The 19,496-nt window shown below is 70.2% G+C and carries 17 protein-coding genes; 15 read left to right on the top strand and 2 right to left on the bottom strand.

All coding sequences use genetic code 11. The features are described 5' to 3' along the window. The first annotated feature begins 276 nt into the window (after nucleotides 1-276). From ACGFW5_RS15905 to ACGFW5_RS15885, 5 genes are all read left to right on the top strand, one after another. Nucleotides 277-1,317: a cytochrome P450 gene (locus ACGFW5_RS15905; RefSeq protein WP_393834809.1), complete on the top strand. Its 1,041-nt coding sequence runs from the start codon at nucleotides 277-279 to the stop codon at nucleotides 1,315-1,317. Nucleotides 1,318-1,697: 380 nt separating this feature from the next. After that, entirely contained in the window at nucleotides 1,698-2,648 is a 951-nt protein-coding gene (locus tag ACGFW5_RS15900) for a polyprenyl synthetase family protein (protein WP_393834808.1), read from the top strand. Next, nucleotides 2,645-3,562 (top strand): hypothetical protein, encoded by a 918-nt coding sequence (locus tag ACGFW5_RS15895; RefSeq protein WP_393834807.1) that lies wholly within the window; start codon nucleotides 2,645-2,647, stop codon nucleotides 3,560-3,562. Before ACGFW5_RS15900 ends, ACGFW5_RS15895 begins: the two co-directional genes overlap by 4 nt. Nucleotides 3,563-3,572: 10 nt before the next feature. Continuing rightward, nucleotides 3,573-4,931 carry a cytochrome P450 gene (locus tag ACGFW5_RS15890; protein ID WP_393834806.1) on the top strand — a complete coding sequence of 453 codons (1,359 nt, stop codon included), beginning with the start codon at nucleotides 3,573-3,575 and terminating at the stop codon, nucleotides 4,929-4,931. A gap of 89 nt (nucleotides 4,932-5,020) precedes the next feature. Further along, a complete protein-coding gene (locus tag ACGFW5_RS15885) occupies nucleotides 5,021-6,379 on the top strand; it encodes a cytochrome P450 (protein ID WP_393834805.1) in 1,359 nt (452 codons plus the stop codon). 168 nt (nucleotides 6,380-6,547) lie between these two features. Here ACGFW5_RS15885 and ACGFW5_RS15880 read toward each other — a convergent pair whose 3' ends face one another. Next, complete coding sequence (locus ACGFW5_RS15880; RefSeq protein WP_393834804.1) at nucleotides 6,548-7,738, bottom strand: cytochrome P450; 1,191 nt, start codon at nucleotides 7,736-7,738, stop codon at nucleotides 6,548-6,550. Nucleotides 7,739-7,857: 119 nt separating this feature from the next. Here ACGFW5_RS15880 and ACGFW5_RS15875 point away from each other — a divergent pair, with 119 nt between their 5' ends. From ACGFW5_RS15875 to ACGFW5_RS15850, 6 genes are all read left to right on the top strand, one after another. Further along, complete coding sequence (locus ACGFW5_RS15875; protein WP_393834803.1) at nucleotides 7,858-8,562, top strand: TetR/AcrR family transcriptional regulator; 705 nt, start codon at nucleotides 7,858-7,860, stop codon at nucleotides 8,560-8,562. Next, nucleotides 8,559-9,842 (top strand): condensation domain-containing protein, encoded by a 1,284-nt coding sequence (locus tag ACGFW5_RS15870; protein ID WP_393834802.1) that lies wholly within the window; start codon nucleotides 8,559-8,561, stop codon nucleotides 9,840-9,842. Before ACGFW5_RS15875 ends, ACGFW5_RS15870 begins: the two co-directional genes overlap by 4 nt. A 154-nt stretch (nucleotides 9,843-9,996) precedes the next feature. After that, nucleotides 9,997-10,122 (top strand): hypothetical protein, encoded by a 126-nt coding sequence (locus ACGFW5_RS15865; protein WP_393834801.1) that lies wholly within the window; start codon nucleotides 9,997-9,999, stop codon nucleotides 10,120-10,122. Next, nucleotides 10,119-10,466: a hypothetical protein gene (locus ACGFW5_RS15860; RefSeq protein WP_393834800.1), complete on the top strand. Its 348-nt coding sequence runs from the start codon at nucleotides 10,119-10,121 to the stop codon at nucleotides 10,464-10,466. Before ACGFW5_RS15865 ends, ACGFW5_RS15860 begins: the two co-directional genes overlap by 4 nt. A 189-nt stretch (nucleotides 10,467-10,655) precedes the next feature. Further along, a complete protein-coding gene (locus tag ACGFW5_RS15855) occupies nucleotides 10,656-10,853 on the top strand; it encodes a hypothetical protein (protein WP_393834799.1) in 198 nt (65 codons plus the stop codon). A gap of 121 nt (nucleotides 10,854-10,974) precedes the next feature. Then, nucleotides 10,975-11,292, top strand: a complete 318-nt coding sequence (locus tag ACGFW5_RS15850) for a hypothetical protein (RefSeq protein ID WP_393834798.1) — start codon at nucleotides 10,975-10,977, stop codon at nucleotides 11,290-11,292. Between the two features lie 401 nt (nucleotides 11,293-11,693). On the opposite strand, the gene ACGFW5_RS15845 is transcribed toward ACGFW5_RS15850, so the two are convergent. Next, entirely contained in the window at nucleotides 11,694-12,266 is a 573-nt protein-coding gene (locus ACGFW5_RS15845; RefSeq protein ID WP_393834797.1) for a hypothetical protein, read from the bottom strand. A gap of 663 nt (nucleotides 12,267-12,929) precedes the next feature. Between ACGFW5_RS15845 and ACGFW5_RS15840 the strand changes: the two genes are divergently transcribed. From ACGFW5_RS15840 to ACGFW5_RS15825, 4 genes are all read left to right on the top strand, one after another. Continuing rightward, nucleotides 12,930-15,614 (top strand): AAA family ATPase, encoded by a 2,685-nt coding sequence (locus ACGFW5_RS15840; RefSeq protein WP_393834796.1) that lies wholly within the window; start codon nucleotides 12,930-12,932, stop codon nucleotides 15,612-15,614. Between the two features lie 55 nt (nucleotides 15,615-15,669). Further along, nucleotides 15,670-16,047 carry a 6-pyruvoyl tetrahydropterin synthase family protein gene (locus tag ACGFW5_RS15835; protein ID WP_393834795.1) on the top strand — a complete coding sequence of 126 codons (378 nt, stop codon included), beginning with the start codon at nucleotides 15,670-15,672 and terminating at the stop codon, nucleotides 16,045-16,047. A 439-nt stretch (nucleotides 16,048-16,486) separates the two neighbouring features. Then, nucleotides 16,487-18,979 carry a molybdopterin oxidoreductase family protein gene (locus tag ACGFW5_RS15830; RefSeq protein WP_393834794.1) on the top strand — a complete coding sequence of 831 codons (2,493 nt, stop codon included), beginning with the start codon at nucleotides 16,487-16,489 and terminating at the stop codon, nucleotides 18,977-18,979. Then, nucleotides 18,976-19,467: a hypothetical protein gene (locus ACGFW5_RS15825; RefSeq protein WP_393834793.1), complete on the top strand. Its 492-nt coding sequence runs from the start codon at nucleotides 18,976-18,978 to the stop codon at nucleotides 19,465-19,467. Before ACGFW5_RS15830 ends, ACGFW5_RS15825 begins: the two co-directional genes overlap by 4 nt. Nucleotides 19,468-19,496: the final 29 nt, after the last annotated feature.

Here is a 19,496-nt window from a genome sequence, read left to right as displayed (position 1 = left end):
TTGTCATGTGCGGGCGCACTATGGGTAGTCTTCGGCCAACGGGTCCGAGGCCGCCGATGCGGCCTGTGGTCCCGCCTGCCGAATTTCATGGGGGAGCCAGGCATGGAACCAACGGGCGATACACATTTGTTCAATGCACGTGATCCGCGATTGCGAACAGATCCGTACCCGCTCTACAAACAAGTTCGGGACGTGGAACCGGTCCACCGGACGCCCTATGGTCATTGGGTGGTGTCCGGATATGATGCGGTTGCTTCGCTCATAAAGAATCCCGGATTGAGCAGTGAATACCCGCAGGACCCCGGATGGGCGGCGCAGCGGGGCGGGCAGGACAGCCCGATCGTGCGGGCCACCCGCGACTGGATGCTCATGCGGGACGGCGCGGCGCACCGCAGGCTGCGCGGGCTGGCCAACCCGCTGTTCACCGCCAAGGCGATGCACGAGATGGCGCCCCGGATCGCCGGGATCGTCCACCGGATCATGGACGACATGGGCGATGGCCGGGACATCGACCTGATCGGATCACTCGCGGCGCTGGTGCCGGTGACCGTGTTCTGCGGCCTCGGCGGCCTGCCCGTGGAGGACCGTGACCTGTGCCGGAAGTGGACCGATGCGCTGGGCCACGTCATCGACCCGGCCGTCGACGAGACCACCCGCCGGGCCATGAACGACGCGGCCGAGGAGTTCGGCGCCTATATCGCCGAACACCTGGAGAAGCGGCGCGCGGATCCGCAGAACGACATTCTTTCCCGGCTGCTGGTGGCGGAGTTCGACGGCGAGAAGCTCTCCGACGAGGAGATCATCGCCAATGTCATGATGTTCTTCCTGGGCGGCCACGAGACCACCGTCAACCTCATCGGCAACGGCATGCTGGCCCTCCTGCGCCACCCCGACCAGCTCCGCGACCTGCGCGAGGACCCCGGTCTCATCGAGGGCGGCATCGACGAACTGCTCCGCTACGACGCGCCCATCCAGTTGGTGGCACGGATCACGACCAGCGACATCGAGGTCGCGGGCAGCACGATCCCGGCCGGCTCCAAGGTGATGATCCTGCTCGGTGCGGCCAACCGTGACCCGTCGCGCTATCCGGACCCGGACCGCCTCGATCTGCGCCGCCCGGACGTGCGCCCCCTGTCCTTCGGCGGCGGCCCTCACTACTGCATCGGCGCCCTGTTGGCGAAGACCGAGGCCAAGCTGGTCTTCACCGAACTGCTGCGCCGCCACCGCGACATCAGACTGCGTGGCGAGGGCATCGTCTGGCGTCCACAGGTCAACATCCGCGGGCTCAGTGAGCTCCGCGTCGATCTTCTCTCCTGACGCCCGCCCGGCCTTCCGTCCGCCGCACCGCCCGGCGCGGCCGCTTTCCGCAGGGCCCCGGCACATGTGCACAGCTGCCCGTTCCGTACGCGCACATATGACCCCTCCGCGTATCCGCACGGCGTTTTCATGTGTCCGTCCGCCTTTTTCCGTCCAGCACGTACGACGCGTCCCGCACCTTCGGGTGCTATGCCCGTGCGAACGCGGCCGTGGGCGCGCAGCCGGTTCCACCGCCTCCGACGAGTGGGGATGAAGCACAGAATATGAGCACCCAGGCGATATCTCCCGGAATCCGTGACCAGAGTTTTACCAGAAACTCCGTCGACAGTATCTTGATGGAGTTCCTGGAAAGCCGGAGAGAACCTTTCGGTGATCCCCGGATGACCCAAATCGTGAAACTGCTCGAAGATTTCATGGTGGGTGGCAAGAGAATTCGCCCGGTATTGACCGTCATAGGCTGGCAGGCGGTCTCGGGTGAACCCGTTCCGGCGGCGGTCCTGCGTGTGGCCGCCTCTCTCGAAATGTTTCATGCGTTCGCCCTCATCCACGACGACATCATGGACGACAGCGACACCCGGCGCGGCCGCCCCACCATCCACCGGATACTCGCCGGAAAACACGGCGGCGACCGTACGGAGCGATTCGGGCTCGGCGCCGCGGTGCTGCTCGGCGACCTCGCCTTCACATGGTCGGACCAGCTCCTGCACACGGCGGGCCTGACCCCCGCGCAGTCGGCTGCGGTGCTGCCGCTCGTCACCGAGATGCGTACCGAGGTGATGCTCGGCCAGTATCTGGACCTCCAGGCCACCGGCGAGCTGACCGACGATGTCGACGCCACCCTCACCGTCAACCGCTACAAGACCGCCAAGTACACCGTCGAACGCCCCCTGCACATCGGTGCCGCCCTCGCGGGCGCCGACGCCGCGACCCTGGCCGCGTGCACGGCTTTCGCGCTGCCCCTGGGCGAGGCCTTCCAGCTCCGGGACGACCTGCTCGGGGTGTACGGCGACGTCCGTGACACCGGCAAGTCACGCCTGGACGACCTACGGGCCGGCAAGAACACGACGCTGGCCGCACTCGCCATGCGGGCGGCCGACGCACCCCAACGCGCCCGGCTGCGCACGCTGATCGGTGACCCTGCTCTGGACGAGACGGGCGCCGAGGAAGCCCGGTCCCTGTTCGCAGCCACCGGGGCCCGAGCCGCCGTGGAACGCATGATCGACGACCGGTACCGGCGGGCCGTCGAGGCCCTGGAGACCGCTCCCTTCACCGCCGACGCGGTGACCGCCCTCGAACACCTCGCCCTCACGGCCACAAGAAGGAACTCATGACCGCCGAGCTGACCGTACCCACCGCCACACCTCCCGCGGGCGCCGCCCGCTACTGGCAGGACAGCACCGACCGCTTCGCCGCGCTCCTCGACCACCACATCGGGTACGAGGCCCGGAAGGTGGCGATGACGGACGCCGAACTGCGCGAGGTCATTGACGCGTGCAACCGCGCGATCGCCCCGCTGGGCAAGACCGTCTCGGACAAGCGCTGGATCTCCTACATGGATGTCGTGCGCTGGTCCCAGAGCGCCCGCCACCTCAAGGACATGGAGGCCTTCAAAGCTGTCTGCGTGCTCAACTGCGTGACCTTCGTGTGGGACGACATGGACGCCGCCCTGCACGACTTCGACCTCTTCCTGCCGCAGGTGCGGCAGGTGTGCGAGCGGTACTACTCCCCGGAGGACGCCGAGTTCGCCTACGAGGGCGCCCGGGCGTTCGTCACCAGCGACCACATGTTCCGCGACACCCAGCTGAAGAGGGTGCTCTGCGGCACCTCGCCCGAGCAGTACTTCCGCTACCGCGTCACCGACGTCGGGGTGGACTTCTGGATGCGCATGTCGTACCCGATCTACCGCCACCGCGAGCTGACCGAGCACTCCAAGACGGGCCTCGCCGCCCGCATGGCCACCCGCGGGCTGGCCATAGTCAACGACTTCTACTCCTACGACCGCGAGCACGCCCTCGGTCAGACGACCAACTGCTTCCGGCTGTGCGACATGAGCGACGAGTCGGACTTCCGGAGCTTCTTCCAGGACCGCCTCGACGACATGGCCGAGGACATGGCATGTATCCGGGCGTTCGACGACATCACCCGGGACGTCCTGCTGGACCTCATCCAGGGCAACTTCGTATGGACCACCCGCGACCGGCGCTACCAGGCCCCGGTGAACGACGTCAACTCCCGCATCCAGTAGGGATCACAGCATGCCCCCCTCGCAGTCATCCCTGGCGGACCGGACCTGGCGCACCGGTACGGCGCCCGGCGCCCTGCCACTGCTGGGACACGTGCCCGCGCTGTGGCGACGGCCCCTGCAGTTCCTCGCCTCGCTCCCCGCGCACGGCGATCTGGTCGAGGTACGGCTCGGACCCACCCGGGCCTACCTCGCCGCCCACCCGGAGCTGGTCCGGCACGTGCTGCTCAACCCCCGCCAGTTCGACAAGGGCGGCGTCTTCGACAAGGCGCGCCAGCTCCTCGGCAACAGCCTGTCGGTGTCCCGCGGCGATGAGCACCGCTTCCAGCGGCGGCTGATCCAGCCCGCCTTCCACACGACGAGGATCGCCGCCTACACGACGGCGGTCGCGGCGGACACCCGCACCGTCACCGACGTCTGGCGGGACGGTGAGACCCGGGACATCGGCGACGCCATGCACGCCCTGCTCATGCGGGTCGCCGCGCGCACCCTGTTCTCCACCGGCCTCGACGAGGCCACCATCGAGGAGGCCCGGCAGTGCCTGCGGACCGTCTCGCACGGCATCTACAAGCGCACGGTCGCCCCGCTGGGCATCATGGAGAAGCTGCCCACACCGGCGAACCGCGCCTACGACCACGCCAACACGCGGCTGCGGCAGATCGTCGCCGGCATGATCGCCGTACGGCGGCAGTCCGACGAGGACCACGACGATCTGCTCTCCACCCTGCTGCGGGCGGAGCACCCGGAGACGGGGGAGAAGCTGGATGACGACCAGGTCCTCGACCAGGTCATCACCTTCCTGGTCGCCGGCAGTGAGACCACCGCCTCCACCCTGGCCTTCGTCTTTCATCTGATGGGCACACTGCCCGACGTGGAGAAGCGGGTGCACGCCGAGGTCGACGCGGCGCTCGGCGGGCGCACCCCCGTCCACGAGGATCTGCCCGCGCTGCCCTACATCCGCAACGTCATCACCGAGACACTGCGGCTGTATCCGCCGTCCTGGATGGCGATGCGGGTCGCCGCACAGGAAGTCGAACTCGGCGGCCGGACCGTCCCGGCCGGGACGATGATCCTCTACAGCGCCTATGCCCTGCACCACAACCCCGAGCTGTTCCCCGACCCGGAGACCTTCGACGCCGGCCGCTGGGAGGGCGAACGCGCGGCCCAGGTGCCGCGCGGGGCACTGTTGCCCTTCGGCGCGGGCAGCCACAAGTGCATCGGTGACGTCCTCGCGCTGACCGAGACCGCGCTCATCGTCGCGACCGTCGCCGCGCGCTGGCGGCTGAGCCCGGCGCCCGGCTCCACGTTGCGGCCGCAGCCGAAGGCCACCCTCGAATCGGGTCCGCTGCCCATGGTGCTGCACCGCCGCTGACCGGTGCCGGCCGCGCCGGCCCGCCCCCGCACCGCCTCCCCCCGCCCGCTTCCTCCCGTCACTCCTACCGCATTTGGAGTACACCCGGCATGAAGACCGAGTCCGAACCGGCCACCCGCAGTTGGCGGATCGCCAAGGCACCAGGCGGACTTCCGCTGGTGGGCCACGCCCTCCAACTCGCGCGCCGCCCACTGGAGTTCCTGGGCTCGCTGCCCGCCCTGGGTGACCTGGTCGAACTGCGGCTCGGCACCAAGCCGGCCCATCTGCCCTGCCATCCGGAGCTGGTGCAGCAGGTGCTGCGCAACGCGCGGGTCTACGACACCGGGGGGCCGGTGAAGGACAAGGCACGCCCCATCCTGGGCAACGGGCTGATCACGTCCGACTGGGCCGACCACCGCCGCCAGCGCCGCATGGTCCAGCCGGCCTTCCACACCGCACGCATCGCGACGTACGCCGTGGTGATGCAGGAGGAGTGCGGCGCGCAGGCAGAGGCCTGGCGGGCGGGCCGGCCCATGGACGTGGCGGACGCGATGCAGGCGCTGACCGCACGGGTGACGGCCCGCGCGCTGTTCTCGACGGAGATGGCGCCGCATTCGGTCGCCGAGATCCAGCGCAGCCTGCCCGTCATGGTCCGCGGCGCCTTCCGCCGTGCGATGGATCCCACCGGTCTGGTGGCCAGGCTGCCGCTCGCCGCCAACCGGGAGTTCGACGCGGCCCTTGCCCGGCTGCACGGCCTCATCGACGGCATCGTCGGGGACTACCGGAGCTCGGGTGAGGACCGCGGTGACCTGCTGTCGGCCCTGCTGGCCGCGCGGGACGAGGAGGACGGCGGTGCGATGACGGACCAGGAGATCCACGATCAGGTCATGACGCTGCTGCTGGCCGGTGTCGAGACCACGGCGAGCGCCCTCACCTGGGCCTGGCACCTGCTGGCGACGCACCCCGAGGCCGAGGCACAGCTGCACGCCGAGGTGGACGAGGTGCTCGGCGGCCGCACCCCGCAGTACGCCGACATTCCCCGGCTCGTCCACACCCAGCGGATCTTCACCGAGACCCTGCGGCTCTACCCGCCGGCCTGGATGTACACCAGGATGACCACCGAGCCCACCGAGCTGGCCGGCCACCCGCTGCCCGCCGGGACGGACCTGCTGATCAGTCCGTACGTCATCCACCGCATCCCGGAGTTCTTCCCGCGCCCGGACGTCTTCGACCCGGACCGCTGGCTTCCCGAGCGGGCCCGGGACGTCACACGCGGGTCATACCTGCCGTTCGGCGCGGGCAGCCGCAAGTGCATAGGCGACGTCTTCGGGATGACGGAGGCGACGCTTGCGCTGGCCGCGCTCGCCTCCCGCTGGCGGCTGCGGCCGGTGCCGGGCACCACGGTCACGCCCCGCGCCGAGATGAGCCTGACCGCCGGGCGGCTGCCCATGGTGCCGGAGCGCCGCTGACGGGGCCGGGTCGCGACGCGGGGTCGGCCCAGGCGGAGCGGGCTGCGGCCTTGGCGCAGGCGGGCCGGGCCGCGACGTCGGCGACGGCGGGGCCCGGCGAGGACGACCGAGGTCGGCCGTCCGGTGGCGGAGCACCACCGGACGGCCGGCCCCGAGCCGCGAGGTCCGTCAGCCGAAGGTGACGGGCAGCTGGTGCAAGCCGCGCAGCATCAGGCTGGGACGCCAGGACAGTGCCTCGGGCTCGACGTCAAGGGCCAGCCCCGGGCACCGCTCCAGCAGGGTGCGGAAGGCGATCGCGCCCTGCATCCGGGCCAGCGGCGCGCCGAGGCAGTGGTGGATGCCGTAGCCGAAGGCCATGTGCCCCCGGGCGTCCCGGCGGATGTCGAAGCCGTCGGCTCCGGCGAACCGCTGGGGGTCGCGCGAGGCGGCGGCCAGCACGACGGCCACGGAATCCCCGGCCTCGATCGTCGTGCCGCCGACCTCCAGGGTCTCCTTGGCGTAGCGGAACGCCGTGGTCTCCACCGGGCCCTCGTAGCGGAGCATTTCCTCCACGGCGTTCTCCAGGAGCGACCAGTCGGCGCGCAGGGCGGCGAGTTGGTCCGGGTGGCGCAGCAGGGCGAGCGTGCCGCTGGACAGCAGGTTGGCCGCCGTCTCGTAGCCGGCGACCAGGAGCAGGAACGCCATACCGAGCATTTCCTCGAAGGAGAGCCGGTCCTCCTCCTCGCCCATGCTCCCCGCCAGCGCGCTCAGCAGGTCGTCACCGGGCTCGCGCTGCTTGGCGGCGACGAGTTCGGCGAGGTAGCCCGTCATGGCCTGGGCAGCGGCCGCCGCGGTCTCCGGCCGGGTGAAGTCGGTGCTCTCCAAGTACCAGTCGTGGAAGGTCTTGCGGTCGTTCTCGGGCACACCCAGCAGCTCGCATATGACGGCGAGCGGCAGGGGCAGCGCGAACGCCTCAAGCAGATCGACCCGCCCCAGCGGCAGCATGGCTTCCACGAGCTCGTCCGCGATCCGTTGCACCGTGGGGCGCAGCGCCTCGATGCGTCCGGGCGTGAAGTTCTTGGCCACCAGTCCCCGCAGCCGGGTGTGCTGCGGGGGATCCGTCTGCACCATGTTCAGCCCGATGGAGTTGCCGCCGTCGTCCTCCCAGGCGGCCGAGTGCCGGATGTCGTTGGACAGGCGCGGGTCGGTCAGCGCGGCACGGCCCTCGGCATGGCCGAGGACGAGCCAGAACTCCCCCGAGGCGTCGGTCCTCACCCGGTGCACCGGTCCCTGGGCCCGCATCCGCTCGTAGACCGGGTACGGGTCGTCGACGAATTCCTGGCCGAGCGCTGACAGATCTGCAAAACCGGTCGTGGACACCTGTGTTCCTCGCTTCGAACGGGCCGCCCAAAAGCAGCGGCGCCAACCCCCTGGTTGATCTACGTGACCATAGCAGCGAAAGCGGGGAGCACTCCACGGTTAATGTTAGGGTGCCGATCATGGTCGACAGCGAAGCCCGGCGAACGCCACGGCGCAGCGACGCACGGCGCAATCGCGACATGCTGATCGCCGCCGCACGGGAGATCTACGCCGAGCGCGGTGTGGACGCCTCGCTGGACGAGATCGCGCGCAGGGCCGACGTCGGAAACGCCACTCTCTACCGGCACTTCAGGGACCGCGCCGACCTGATCGAGACCGTCTTCCACGACGCACTTGTCCCGATCCTGGACATGGGCCGCGAGATCCGGGACCACCCCGACGCCTGGCACGGCCTCACCGCCTACCTCGACCGCATCTTCGCGCTGCTCGCCGTCGACCGGGGCGCGGGCGACCTGTTGACCACCACCATCCAGGGTGTCCCCACACTCGATGTGCTGCGCGAGGAGAACCACCGGACGCTGGAGATCCTGCTGCGCCGCGGCAGGGAACAGCGGACCGTCCGGGCCGACCTGACCATCGAAGACCTGCTGTTCCTGCTGGCCGCCCTCGGCCGGGCCGCCTCGGCCGCGCCCGCCAACTGGCGCCGCCACCTTGCCCTGTTGCTGGACGGACTCCGCCCCGCGACCGCCCGCCCGCTGCCTGTCCCCACGCTCCGGCCCGAGCAGTTCGACGCCGCTCTGCACGGCCTCGGCACCGCCCCGCAGACACCCCGGCGGCGGGAGCCGCACCCCGGTCCATCGACATCGGAGAACCCCACGTCATGACGCATCAGCGCCCCATATCCCCGTTCGAGAGCCTCTACTTCCTGGACCTCGGAGCCGCGGCCCTGCCGCTGTACAACATGCCCGCGTTCGTCGAGTCCCTGGTACGCGGACGTCCGGACCCCGAGCTGATGCGGCGGGCACTCAACCTGCTCACCGAGCGCCATCCCATCCTTCGCTGTGAAGTGACATCCGGCGAGGCGGGCCTTTCGCTGCGGACCCGGGACCGGGTCGAGCCGCCGCTCGTCGTCCTCGACGGCGTGGAGGACACCTACGCCGAGCTGATCAACACACGGCCCGACTGGACCGAGAGCCTGCTGCACGCCTGGCTGCTGACCGACGGCGAGCGCAGCCAGGTGGTGCTCGGCGTACACCACGGAGTGGCCGACGGCCGGTCGGCCTTCGCCCTGCTCGACGAGTTCTGGCAGTACTACACCGCCCTGGCGGCCGGCGCGGATCTCGCTCCCGAGCGGCGCGAGGAACTGTCCCCGGCGATCGACACCCGGCTGGCCGGCAGTTTCCCGGAAGCCGAACTCGACGCCCTGGTGGAGGCCATTGCGCAGGGCGCCGACGGGATCAAGCCCGCGGTCCTGTCCACCGAGGGGGTGGGCCGCCCCGACCGCCCTGCCGCGGCCCGCCGCTTCGTCGTCGACCGGCTGGAGTTCGACCCGCAGACGACCGACGCGGTGGTGGCGGCCGCCCGGACGCGCGGGGTGACCGTCAACAGCCTCGTCACGGGCCTGGTGCTGACCGCCGTACGCGCCCAACTGGCGCCGGAGCAGGGCCCGTTGACACTGACCTGCGGCCACGGAGTGGACCTGCGTACGCGGCTGACACCCGAGCTGCCCCTGAGCACCGTCCTCAACTGCATCACCGGGCTGCAGACCACGCTGTCCGTCAGCCACGACGACCGGCCCGAGACGGTCGGCCGGGAGGTGGCCGACCAGGTCGCCGGAGCCCTTGCCGCACGCAACCCGGAGCGCTTCCTGCTCGCGGCGCTGAGGGCGGGCGCACAGGGGATCGCGCTGCCCGTCCCGGCCGTCAGCTACGGCATCTCCAACGTCGGCCGGATCCCGGCCCACCCCGTCCCCGCCGACATGGAACTGCTCCGCTTCGGTGGAACGGCCAACGCGCCGGGCATGCCGCCCAAGATCGGCGTCGCCAGCTTCGGCGGCCGCCTGCTCGTACAGAACGAGTACGACAGCTGGACCTACGGCCCGGAGCAGATGGGCCGCCTCCGCGAGACGCTGCGCGCCGCCCTCACCGGTCTGGCCGCGACCTGAGAACCGGCGCCGGCCGTCCGCCCTCACGGCGTGCGCGAGCCCTCACCGGTCTGGCCGCGATCAGCCGGCCGAACAGTATCCGCAGGTCACGGCCGACCCCGTCCGATCCGTCCGGGACGATGAGGGGTTGGCCTCGGCCGGTGTCACCGCAGGCATGGACCTCGCGCTCGCCGTGCTCGTCATCGAAACACGCGCCGAGGGCGTCTATGTGCAGCCAGCGGGGCGCACCCGCCATGTAGAACCCGGAGAGCCGGGCAAGTATCTGTCGGAGGCCTCATGAGGATCACCATGGAAGGCGCCTCGGAGGAGTTCGAGCGGAAGCTGCTCGCTCTGTTCGCCGAGCACCGCCACGAGCTGACCGTCACCGCGGACACCGAGTGGACGGTCGACCGGGCCGATCGTTACCTCCGTTCGCTGCCCGCCGGTGCCCGTCGGTTCGCTGAAGCCGTCGTGGTCGACGGCGACGGCCACGCCGATGCCGACGCCCTCCGCAGCATCGTCGGCAGGCTCCAGGGCCCGACCGTCGCCCTGTCCCGTGCCGTCCCGCGCGGGGTCCGCGAGGGATGGTGGCCGGAGGGCACCCAGGCGCCCATCACCGTGGTGTACGACCCGGACAACCCCTAGGGGGTGTCTGGTGGATCATGGCCGGGGGTGCGGCGCCTGGCACGGCACCTCGCGGCGTTGCCGAAACGCCCCGATAGCTCCGCTATCACGACGTTCCGGCGCCTTGCGATGCACCGCACCAGGCGCCGCACCCTGACCGACCCTGATCCACCAGACACCCCCTAGTGGCGGAAGGCCATCGCCTACAGGATGGCTGCTGAGAACGTGCCCGTCTTCCGGGCCGCCTTCACGCGTCTGGGCGCCGCTCCCGCCCGCCTCAACTGGGCCGATGGCGATGTCCCGAGCGGACTGGACCCCGTTGAGCCGCATCCGAGCTGGAGGGACCTCACAGGCGTGCCGCGGGCGCTGGACCCCGACGCCGCCCCGGACGGCCCGAGCGCCGGCTGAGCTGTCCCCCTGGTCACGAAGCCCGCAGGTGAAGAGGGGGTTGCGGGGCTAACCCCCCGCTCCTTGACAGTCGGGGCCGGCCCGCCACCGCGGCACCGTCCGACTCACCCTGGAGGCCTCCATGTCTCTGATCACCGCCCTGCCCGGCTCGCTCAGCACACTCAGCGCCGCCTTTGCCCTGGTCACCGCCGCCCTGGCCCACCTGCGCGCCCGCCGTGCGGCCCAACTGGCGGCCGGCGCCGCCCTGGTGGAGCAGCCGCGCCGGCTCCGCGACTACACCCTGCTGCGCACCACCGGCCCGGATGGCGCCCCCGTCCACTACACCACCACCCGGCCGCACGGCAGCGTCATCACGCACCAGATCGACGGCCGACCCCGCGACTTCGAACTGACCGACCTCCCGCTCGGCGACGGCACCTACGCCGCCGAACCGCTCTGACCGTCAGGAGAACTCCCGGGGGCCGACGTCCTGGCCATCGCGCGCGGCCTCCCACGGCCCAACAAGCAGTACCGGATCCGATCCGTTGCACACGAATTGATCAGCATCACCAAGGAGGGGTCATGCACCTGAGCCGACTGGCGGACCCGTCGGGGCGCCCCGGCACCAGCGGCCTGCCGTTCGCTCAGCCCGGCCGGTTTCGGCGCGGGAACCTGCACACCCACTCCAACGCGTCGGGTTCGCCGTTGGCGAGCCGATGCAGCGCGCGTTCGCGGCCCTCCGGACCGGGGCGCCAGGCCTCCGGCGTGGCTCGCTCGGTTGCGTCCGGCCGGCGGCGGTTGACGGTCAGGGGGCGCCGCCGACACCCGCTGCAACACCGGCAGGTGCGACGCGCACCGGGTTCACCCACTGACCCTGACCTGCGCGAGCGCCGCAGGACCGCCGCTGCCGGTGCGGCGCCGGTGATAGTGCACGGTGACGACGGCCAGCAACGGGCCCCACGCCACCAGCGGCAGGTAGCAGATGTTCATCAGCCACTCTCCCCAGAGCGTGGCCTTCATGTCGGCGTGCAAGGTGGTCCAGACGAAGAGCACACCGTAGACCGTGCAGGCGAGTGAGCCCAGCGCCGCGGGGATGACGGCGGCCGGCACGGGGATGCGGCGGCCGCGCAGGAAGGGGATCCACCGCGGCCACACCTCGCCCCACGGCCGCACCAGTCCCAGCGTCAGAAAGGCCAACGCCTCCTGCCCCGCGCACAGCAACGGCAGGATGAGGTACCCCCACCCCGGTATGAGCATTTCGTCGTACTCGGACTTCGCCAGGCCGAGCGGAACGCCCAGCACCACGGCGAAGCGCCAGACGGCGGACGGCAACGATGCCCACATCGTGGCGGACGCCACCCGTTGTGCCCAGGGCGGGACGGGCGAAGCGGGCGCGATCCGCGAGGGGGCCAGGGGCTGTGCATGGGTGCGCATGAGAGGGCTCCTGTGTAAGTCCGGAAGTGCCAACTCGACGCTGTCACGCACCTCCTGGGGCCACATCCCTCCACCAGCCCGCCGGACCTCCGCCATGCGGCGGAGACACGCGCGTGCCATGAGACCGTGGGCTTACCGCGCGGCCTTTCCGGGTGCCAGGCGCGCCTCGATCGGGGTGTCGGCGGGGGACCTGGGTGCAATCGGCCGGGCGGGGATCCGGACAGCGGGTCCAGCACGCGGCGACCGAGCGGAATGGCAGAGCACAAGACCCCGGTCACTGATTCGGGAGGCCGAAAAGCCCTCCGGCGCACAGGATCCCACCTCAATGGACAGGGACATGGCGCCATCGGCCGGACGCGCTGGCCGCGCGGGGAGCCGATCCGTGCCTCCCGGGCCGGGCGACCCCGGGTGTCGACCAGAGGACCGGGCCGTTGCCGCGTGGATACGGAGGCAGATGTCACCAGTCTCGTGGGGTGCGGCCACGTAGATCATCCCGGGGCCCCGCCGGCCGACGCGTTCCGGCCGTTCGACCCAATGAATGCGCGGGGTGTGGCTGGATTCGGGCCGATCCGGGCCGTCCTGAGGGTGAGTGATCTACCGTGGGCGTCCGAAGAGCCGCTTCGGCAGGCTAGTTCAGTATCGGCTGAGGCTACGGAGGGTGCCGTGCGAACCGAGTTCGTCGACCGTGTGGAGCACATGGCAGAACTGCGCGCTTTGGCGGCAGGGCTCTTCTCAGGACGTGGCGGGGCTGTCGTCCTCGACAGTATTGCCGGGATGGGCAAGACCTCCTTGCTCGACGCGTTCGCCCGGTTGCCCGAGCGGGACCCCGATCTCGGGGCTCTGCGGGTGGTGGGCGCCCGCTGCCATCCGGGCATCGGACCCGGGCTCGTGTACGGGCCTGTTGTGGACCTCCTGCTTCCGCTGGCTCGGACGGTGAAGGAACCGGGACCGGTGCGTCAGTTCCTTGGTCTCACACGTCGTGGACTGATGAAGTCCGCGCCTGAGCTGCTGTCGGCGATGGTGCCGGGCCTCGGCCTGGCCTTCACCATCGGCCAGGAGGTGACGCAGGCGTCGCTGGCCACCGGGTCGATGCCCTTCGACAGCCTGCAGCCCTTCCAACAGAGTGTGGCGCTGCAGATCGCCGAGGCAGTCCTCGATGTCGCCCGCTCGGGCGCCCCGGTCGTGATGACCATTGACGATGTCCAGCACATGGACCCGAGCAGCATGCTGGTGATCGACCGGCTTCTGCGCCACCTCGCGGACGCACCGCTCGGCCTCGTCCTCAGTCACACGACGGACGCCGCGCGTGCAGGCGGCCACGCGGCCGTGGTCGAGGAGATGCTGCAGCGCTGGGCGGACGACGGTGTGCTGGCTCGTCGGAGGCTCGGTGGCCTGCCGACGGACGCCATCCACGAACTGGTCCGGAGCACCCATCCCACGGCCCCGCTCACCTTCTCCGACAACCTTGCCCGGTTGACGGACGGGCACGCCATCTTCGTCCGTCTCTGTCTGGACGAATGGCGCCAGGACGCCGGTGACGAGATCGACCTGCCACCGAGCCTGTCCCGGGTTGTGGAGGCACGCATGAGGCACCTCTCGGACGAGGACCGCGAACTCCTCGCCGTGGCTGCGACCCAAGGCGCCGTCTTCCTTTCACGCGTCGTGGCGGATGTCCTGGATGCCCGCGACAGCGACGTGATGGAACGGCTTCGCCGGATCGCCGACACCGGCCTCATCGAGCTGACCGTCCCGCCGTCGTGGGCCGCGGCTGAAGCCGCGGACTGCTACCGGTTCCAGCACGGCGCGCTGTGGCGGGTCGTCTACGAGACGCAGAGCCCAGGGCAGGCCAGGACACGGCATGCCGCAGTCGCCCGCGCTCTCACGGCTGAACAGCCTGCGGGCGGTACACCGCCGCTCCCGCTGCTCCTGGAGATCGCCGACCATCTGCGCCGCGGTGGACCGAGCTGCCTGGCCGCGTCTGCTGAGGCCCACTACTCGCTGGCCAGGTCGGCGGCGACCGAGGGTCTGTCGTTCGCCGAGGCGGAGCGGCACTGCGAGGAAGCCATCCGAGCGACTCAGAACCTGCCGGTCGGTGATCCCGCGCGAGACCGCATGCTGATCCAGGCCACCGAGCTGCTGCTGTCCCTCACCGAGGTGCGGTGGCGGGGCAACAGCACAACGGCGGGTGGACCGGACATCGACGCCCTGGCGGCCGAGGCGGAGGCCGCCGCCGCTCGGTGTGGGGTTCCCGAACTCCGTATCCGCACCGCACTCCTGCGTGGCAAGACCTTGCTGGCGACCGAAGGGCTTGTGCCGTCACTGGCCAAGCTGAGGGAGGCGGTCGACCTCGCCGAGGCGTACGGGGATCCGGTCCCTCTGTTCGTCGCCAGGGTCGAGTACGGCCGCCAGGTCTCCAAGAGGCGGCTCTCCGACGGGCTTGCTCAGCTGCGTGAGGCCGAGCGGCTGTATGCCACCGACCCGCGGCTTGGGGAGCGTGACGATCCAGTGCTTCAGCATGCCCGGAATCTGGGCGAGATGCAGCTCGGCATCTCGCTCTTCGACAGCGGACATCTTGGCGAGGCGCTGGAACGTCTGCGGCGCTGCACGGAGCGCCTGGCCGGTGAGTCCCTCAAGGCCGAGTTGCCGATAGCCCTCAACTACCTCGCGCAAGTGTACGTGGCGCTGGGCGAAGAAGCAGAGGCCGAGGAGGTTCTTCGCACGGCCCTGGACTTCGAGGCCGAGAGGGGCGGGGACAGCGGTTGGCACGCCTACAACACAGCCCTACTGGCGCAACTGCTCGTGCCTCACCCCTCCCGCAGCGCGGAGGGCGTCCGGCTGATGGAGGAAGCGTGGGCCGAGACCCAGCGGACCTGGCTGGTCAATCTGGTCCCGATCGTCCGGAACTTGTACGCCCAAGCCCTGCTGGAGACCCCCACGCCATCAGTCGATGCGCGGGAACGTGCGGCGCGACTGGTGGTGGACACCATCGTGGAGACGCGTCGCAGCGGCATGGTCCGCAGCGAGGTCGCCGCGCTCTCGCTGCGCAGCCGCGTCCTGCTGGCACAGGGAGATCTGGGAGAGGCTGAAGTTTCTGCACGGGAGGCTCTGAGCCTGCTGAACGAGGTCGGGGACATGCCGGCCCTGCGCACCGAGGAGATGCTTTACCAAGCGGCCGTGGTACTCCGCGCGGCGGGGAATCACGCCGAAGCCCGGGTACTGCTGGCGCGAGCGCTTGCTGAGGTCACGCGTAAGGCGGAAGGCATCGCGGATGACCGCCTTCGGGAGGGGTTCCTCCAGAACGTGCCCTTGAACAGGGCCGTCTTCCATGCCGAGTGGGGGGACCGGTGAACCCCAGGCGCCGGAGCGGAACGGTTCGGGGCGGTTGTGTGAGACTGGGGCGGTCATGCTGACCATCACCAAGGAGTTCCACTTCTCTGCGAGTCATGTGCTCGACCGGCTGCCCGCATGGCATCAGTGTGCCCGGATGCACGGGCACAACTACATCGTGGTTCTGGAACTCTCCGCACCCCGTGACGCCCTCACGGAGGCGGGCTTTGTCCGAGACTATGGCGAGCTTGATGCGTTCAAGAAGTGGATGGATGACACCCTCGATCACCGGCACCTGAATGAGGCCATGGGGGGGGGTGTCTCTCCGTCGGCTGAGAATCTCGCCGTGTGGATCTTCGACCTCTGGTGCGAACGCCTGCCTGAACTCACCGCCGTCCGGGTTTCGGAAACGCCCAAAACCTGGGCGACCTACCGGCCGACCCAGCAGGCATGAACCCCCGCCTGCGCCGGACCAGCGCCCTCGATCCGCGCTGCGGCGCTCGATTCGGGGCCTTAAGCGATAAGGGTGCTCTGACCTGCGAAAGCAGGCGGCGTCCCGCAGCAAGCGCCGGATTGGCCGTAAGGGGGCTCCCTCGTGCCCGCTGTTCCGGTTTGCGTACGGGACAGCGTGCCCTGATGAGGCGGAATGGGGCGTCGGGGTGATCGCCACCCTTCCGTCGCCGGCTTCCCACCCATGGTCGATCGTGGGCAGGGGCCGCGATCGCCGGGGACCTGCGCGGCGTCTCCTCCGTTGAGGTGTCTTCTTGCTCCATGTAGACGCCCTGCGAGCCGCCACCGCGGTCAAGCAACGCGTCCTGGGGCCCAGGTGGGGTACTGGTGCGAAAGGCGTCGACTCGCACGGGGTTGGTGGCGGCAATGCTGGGAGGCACGGTATGGAGGCTTCGGTGGACCGGATCGCGGAGCCGTGGGGTGCCCGTACGCCCTACGCCCGGCGCGCACCCTGGCCGGTGCGCGTCGACACCTACCTCGCCGACGGGACGACGGAAGCGGACGTGCAGCAGTGGGTGCGGGCGGCCTCGATCCTGCATTCCGACGGGGACGCGATGGACATCGCCGTGCGCGACGGGCGCATGGTCGGGGTGCGCGGACGGGCGGACGACCGCGTGAACCACGGCCGGCTCGGGCCGAAGGATCTGTTCGGCTGGCAGGCCAACGCCTCCACGGACCGGCTCACCCGGCCGCTGGTGCGGGAGAACGGACACCTGGTCGAGACCGACTGGGCCACGGCCATGGACCGCGTCGTCTCCCGCTCCAAGGACCTGCTCCGGGAGAACGGGCCCGGCTCGATCGGGTTCTACACCTCGGGCCAGCTGTTCCTGGAGGAGTACTACACACTGGCGGTGCTGGCCCGGGCGGGCATCGGAACGAACCACCTCGACGGCAACACCCGCATGTGCACCTCCACCGCGGCCGAGGCCCTCAAGGAGACCTTCGGCTGCGACGGCCAGCCCGGCAGCTACGACGACATCGACCACGCCGATGTGGTCGCGTTGTTCGGCCACAACGTCGCCGAGACCCAGCCCGTGCAGTGGATGCGCATCCTCGACCGCCTCGAAGGCGGCGACCCGCCCCGGCTGCTCTGTGTGGACCCGCGGCCCACCGCCGTCGCCCGCAGGGCCGCCGTACACCTGGCGCCGCGCGGCGGCACGAACCTCGCGCTGCTCAACGCGCTCCTCCACGAGATCATCCGCACCGACCGGATCGACCACGACTACATCGAGGCCCACACCGTCGGCTTCGAGGAACTCAAGACGCAGGTCAAGGAGTGCACCCCGGCCTGGGCCGCCGCCATCTGCGACGTCCCGGCCGCCCGCATCGAGGAGGCGGCCGAACTCCTGGGCGGCGCCGAACGACTCCTGTCCACCGTGCTCCAGGGCGTGTACCAGTCCCACCAGGCGACCGCCTCCGCCGTCCAGGTCAACAACCTTCACCTCCTCCGCGGCATGCTGGGCCGCCCCGGGGCGGGCGTACTCCAGATGAACGGCCAGCCGACCGCGCAGAACACGCGTGAGTGCGGAGCCAACGGCGACCTGCCGGGCTTCCGCAACTGGCAGAACGACGACCATGTCGCCGACCTGGCCAAGGTGTGGAACGTCGAGCCGGCGCAGATTCCGCACTACGCGCCGCCGACCCACGCCATGCAGATGTTCCGCTACGCCGAGCAGGGCTCCCTGCGCATGCTGTGGATCAGCGGCACCAACCCGGCCGTGTCCCTACCCGAACTCGCCCGCATCCGGTCGATCCTGGCCCAGGAGCGGCTGTTCGTCGTGGCCCAGGACCTGTTCCTGACCGAGACCGCGCAGCTCGCCGATGTGGTGCTCCCCGCCGCGACCTGGGGCGAGAAGACCGGCACGTTCACGAATGCCGACCGCACGGTGCATCTCTCCGAGAAGGCCGTCGAGCCACCGGGCGACGCCAAACCGGACCTCGACATCTTCCTCGACTACGCGAGGCGCATGGACTTCCGCGACAAGGACGACGACCCGCTGGTCCACTGGCACGATCCCGAGTCGGCGTTCGAGGCGTGGAAGCGGTGCAGCGCGGGCCGGCCGTGCGACTACACCGGCCTGACCTACGACAAGCTGCGCGGCCCGAGCGGCATCCAGTGGCCCTGCAACGACCAGGCCCCCGACGGAACCGAACGCCTCTACACCGACGGCATCAACTGGGCCGATCCGGACTACTGCGAGGCGTACGGCAAGGACCTGGAGACCGGCGCCGCACAGGAGCCAGTGGAGTACCGCTCCCTGAATCCGGACGGCAAGGCGATGATCAAAGCCGCCTCCTACACTCCCCCGCATGAGCGGCCCGACGACCGCTACCCCTTCCACCTCACCACGGGCCGGACGATCTACCACTTCCACACCCGCACGAAGACGGCCCGCGCCCCGCAGTTGAACGGCGCGGCGCCGGAGGTGTGGGTCGAGGTGTCGTCCTTCGACGCCGGTGAACTCGGCCTGACAGAGGGTGACTTGGCGGAGGTATCGTCCCCCCGCGGCTCCCTGCGGGCCCGGGTGCGGATCACCGACATCCGCCGAGGTCTGTTGTTCGTGCCGTTCCACTACGGCTACTGGGACACCGCGGCGGGCTCCGGCCCCGACGAGAAGACGCCCGGGCGGGCCGCGAACGAGGCGACCATCACCGACTGGGACCCGGCCTCCAAACAGCCCCTGTTCAAGACGGCCGCCGCCGCGCTGACCCTCGTCGAACGTGGCGACGGAAGGGCGGCCCCCGCGCCGACCGCCACCGCCTCCGCTCCGGCCCGTGGCGCAGGGAGCGTGCCGCCCACGAGAGGCGGCGCCGCCGCCCAGGTCACGCAGTCGGACGGCGGCAGTTGGAGCACCCGAGAGGAGAACCGCCGGTGAACGGCATCACGTTGACGCTGCGCGCACTGCACCACGGCGAGCAGCACCTGGCGAAGGAGCTGCTCGCCGCGGCCGAACGCCACCGCACGGAACACGAAGTGCACCACGTGGCAACGGACTTGGCGCGCTGGTCCGCTGAGCACGTCGAGCGCATCGCCGACACCGCCGGCCACTACGACCTGGAACTGGACGAAGCGCCCTCCACATCTCACTCCGGCTTCATCTCGACGCTGCGGGAAAAGGTCGCCGAGACGGTGGGGCGCCGGCCGGAACCCGGGCTGCTGTTGCTGCGTGACCTCCGTGAGCTGCACCTGGCCGCGGCGGAGAACTCCCTGCACTGGGAGATGCTGGCCCAGACGGCACAGGCGGCCAAGGACCAACGGCTCCTCTCGCTCGCCTCCGCCTGCCACCCCCAGACGCTGCGGCAGATGCGCTGGACGAACACCATGATCAAAAATCTGTGCCCGCAAGTCCTGTCCAGCCTGTGACCTGCCCGATGCGGGCACTCGGCTTCGGC

The organism is Streptomyces sp. NPDC048416 (assembly GCF_043200435.1).
GTDB lineage: Bacteria > Actinomycetota > Actinomycetes > Streptomycetales > Streptomycetaceae > Streptomyces.
Note: the sequence above shows the minus strand (reverse complement) of the source record. Positions and strands in the feature narration are given on the sequence as shown.